Source organism: Micromonospora sp. NPDC023814 (genome assembly GCF_040639595.1).
Lineage (GTDB): Bacteria > Actinomycetota > Actinomycetes > Mycobacteriales > Micromonosporaceae > Micromonospora.
In genome coordinates this window covers 1-2,913 of record NZ_JBFAAF010000190.1, presented here as the reverse complement: position 1 = coordinate 2,913, position 2,913 = coordinate 1, and the positions used below count along the sequence as shown (strand labels likewise).

Annotated in this window: 3 protein-coding genes and 3 pseudogenes; 3 read left to right on the top strand and 3 right to left on the bottom strand. The window is 69.0% G+C overall.

Going from position 1 to position 2,913, the window contains the following annotated elements:
- Window positions 1-79 precede the first annotated feature (79 nt).
- Window positions 80-403: a hypothetical protein gene (locus AB0G14_RS35240; RefSeq protein WP_357705066.1), complete on the top strand. Its 324-nt coding sequence runs from the start codon at window positions 80-82 to the stop codon at window positions 401-403.
- A 13-nt stretch (window positions 404-416) separates the two neighbouring features.
- On the opposite strand, the pseudogene AB0G14_RS35235 reads toward AB0G14_RS35240, so the two are convergent.
- Window positions 417-616: pseudogene (locus tag AB0G14_RS35235) on the bottom strand (hypothetical protein); the annotation flags it as partial.
- A pseudogene (locus AB0G14_RS35230) lies at window positions 604-849 on the bottom strand (IS3 family transposase); the annotation flags it as partial. The pseudogenes AB0G14_RS35235 and AB0G14_RS35230, both read right to left, overlap by 13 nt.
- Here AB0G14_RS35230 and AB0G14_RS35225 point away from each other — a divergent pair.
- Both AB0G14_RS35225 and AB0G14_RS35220 read left to right on the top strand, forming a co-directional pair.
- Complete coding sequence (locus tag AB0G14_RS35225; protein ID WP_357705069.1) at window positions 839-1,024, top strand: hypothetical protein; 186 nt, start codon at window positions 839-841, stop codon at window positions 1,022-1,024. The pseudogene AB0G14_RS35230 and the gene AB0G14_RS35225 overlap by 11 nt on opposite strands.
- Before the next feature lie 565 nt (window positions 1,025-1,589).
- The gene (locus tag AB0G14_RS35220; protein ID WP_357705063.1) at window positions 1,590-2,228 is read left to right on the top strand and encodes a hypothetical protein; all 639 of its coding nucleotides are present in this window, start codon (window positions 1,590-1,592) and stop codon (window positions 2,226-2,228) included.
- 212 nt (window positions 2,229-2,440) lie between these two features.
- On the opposite strand, the pseudogene AB0G14_RS35215 reads toward AB0G14_RS35220, so the two are convergent.
- Window positions 2,441-2,818 (bottom strand): annotated as a pseudogene (locus AB0G14_RS35215) (DUF664 domain-containing protein); the annotation flags it as partial.
- Between the last annotated feature and the right edge of the window lie 95 nt (window positions 2,819-2,913).

Genomic DNA, 2,913 nt, shown 5'->3' with positions numbered 1-2,913 from the left:
CCCACCAACCGTTGGTGGGGAGTCGCTCGCCCACACGGCGAGGATCCACAACACCCCACCGGACACCCGGTGAACGTTAGTGGACACCGCACTAGCCCGTACCGAGTTCCTGCAATCAGCGCTGGTGCGCGGCGGCTGTTGCGGACTTCAGCTCGCGGTGGCCACACGAATGCTGGCCAACCACGTCATCGGCGCCTCGCTCACGGAAGCCACGTGGCACCAGACCACGGACCCTGACGCGAGAGCCGTAGCACGCGACTATGTCGCCGCGAGCGCCAACGCCTATCCGACCCTCAACGCCTCTGGTCACCTCGACGACACCCGATGGGACGACGACCTGCTGTTCGAGGAGGGACTTAACGGCATTCTCTCGACGGCAGCACGGACAGGGACGCCGGAATGACCACGCGCACCACTCAGCTTCTTTGGTTCCGGCTAGCGCTCGACTCCGACGTGTACAGGACGAGGATGGCCTGCACGATCGCGGTGGCGCGGCGTGCGCAGCAACGCAGCTTGGCCAGGATCTTCCAGGTCTTCAGCGTGACGATGGCGCGTTCGCCACGCGGATTCGCGCGTGCGCCCGGTTGACTGCTTCTTGTCGGCGTAGAGGAAGCCGCGGTCACCGACCGGTAGGTAGGTGATGTCGCCGACGTAGCGCTGGTTGACGGCGGGGGCGGTGAAGTCCCAGCCGATCACGTCCGGGGCCTTCGCCGCGGCCGGGTCCGGCACCGTCGTACGAGTTCGCCGGCGCAGTCGTGGACCCCGCACGCCGAAGCGGCGCATCACCCGCGCGACCCGCTTACGGTTGACCAACTGCCCAGCATCGCGCAGCACAGCGGTGATCCGCGGCGGTGACGCCGGCCCGTACGAAGCCGGCACGGTGGTGGACGTCGTGACCCGCTACGGCGGCTGGGCCGGACACGACGCCTACCTCGCCGGGCCAGCGGCCATGGTCACGGAAATGGCCCACCGCCTGGTCGACCTCGGCGTCGAGCCTGACCACATCCGGTACGACCGGCAGTAGGCTCAGCCGGACACCGGCCCGGCGGACGGCGTCCGCCCGCACGGCGGCTGATGTCGTCTTGCTGACGTACTTGCCGCCCTCGCCCCCGTGCTGGCCCACGCGTTCCAGGCCTGTTCGGTGCGGATGACCTCGTCGGTGTCGACCAGGGCGGCCATGCTCGACGCTGTGGTCGCACCCGGGCCGGCGCAGAAGGCGAGAGTGATCTTCCTGACCCCGAGGTGATGCTGGAGGTCTCCGACGGGATGGGCCGGGGCCGACCGCACCGCCGGGCGCCGTGCCCGAGGTGGGCGAGCGGCTCTGCTGCACCCATCCTGTCCGACGCGTTCCCGACGCCCGAGGAGACCCCGTGGACGCATGGCGGCCCGCCGGCGGCGCGCCTACGACGGGCCCGCCGCGAGCGAAGGCGACCCGGCCGAGGAATGGTCCTGAGGTGGCCGGACGGCCCGGGGCGGGGGAGCCGAAGGTCACGGACGGACAGGGGGTTCGGCCCTGACAAGGACCGCCGTGGTGATCCAGGATGAAACGCGACACCAACGGACGTTGCCATCCTCACAGGAGTTCCGACATGAAGCGACGCACCCTGGACCTGCTGTTCAGCATCGGAGGGCTGGGCCTGACCGTCCTGCTGCTCATCGCCGGACTCGTCCTCACCACGAACGCGAACTTCGCCAACGACTACGTACGCGACCAGCTCGGCGCGCAGCACATCACCTTCAAGCCGGCCGACAAGCTGACCGACGAGGAGAAGAAGGCGGCCTGCCTGGTCGAGTACGCCGGCCAGAAGATGACCACCGGCAAGCAGGCCGAGTGCTACGCCAACGAGTTCATCGGGCTGCACCTGAAGTCCATGGCCGGTGGGAAGACGTACGCCGACCTCGGCGCGCCGGAGAGCGAGCTGCGGGCCAAGGTCGAGCAGGCCACGCAGACCAACGACCCGGCCCTGGCCGACCTGCAGAAGCAGTTGGCGGAGGTCAGCGGCCAGCGGGAGACCGTATTCAAGGGTGAGACGCTGCGCGGCATGCTGCTCACCTCGTACGGCTTCAGCGAGTTCGGCCGTAAGGCCGAGCAGGCCGCTCTGGTGACGTTCATCGGGGCGGGGCTGCTCCTGCTGCTGTCGATCGCCGGCCTGGTGCACGCCTTCCGCACCCCGGCCACCGAGGCGTTCGCCGCTCCCGAGCCGGCGAAGAACCGCATCACCGCCTGACCGCTGCCGACCCGGGCGCCCCCGGTCTCCTCCACCCCTCAGGAGGCCGGGGGCCCCGCGTGCGCGGCGGCACGACTGGCCGGTCCGCAGCGTGGCCCGGTGACGCGCAGAATCGGGCTCGACCCTCATGCAACGGCAGGAGGGAGCCCTGGGGTCCCTGCCTGACCGGGGAGGATGCTGAACTCACCGACTGCGCCGACGGGACCGGGCGGCTATCCGAAGCGGTCAGCGAGCTTCGTCAGCTTGGTGACGTACGCCGGCCAGTCGTAGTCGTGAGGGATGTTGGTGTTCTCCCGCCGCAGGCCGATCGCCGTGTCGTGCTGCTCGCGCATGATGTCGGCGTGACCGGCGTGACGAGCGAGGTCGCAGGTCACGTGGACGATGATCCTTTGCAGCGTCACTGCCTGTCCACCTGGCCGCCACCACGACACCCGCCCCGGCGCGTCGAGCGGTAGCTGTTCGATCGTCTGATCCGCGAACACCCCGACGCGGCGATACAGGTCGATCAGCCCATCCTTCGTCTCCTCCTCCCGCGCGTACCAGTCTGCCTGCGGGTCATCCTCGAACGCCTCCATGGGGACCAGTTCCTCAGCCTCGATCCACCGATGACTGTCGGGTCGGCGGGGCCCCGGAGATAGAAAGTGCCCTCTGAGCTGGAAGGATAGGAGTTGCGACGCTTCTATCT

Bases quoted from the DNA above. Each gene is read 5' to 3' on its own strand.
- AB0G14_RS35220 (WP_357705063.1), top strand. From the start codon at position 1,590: ATGAAGCGACGCACCCTGGACCTGCTGTTCAGCATCGGAGGGCTGGGC.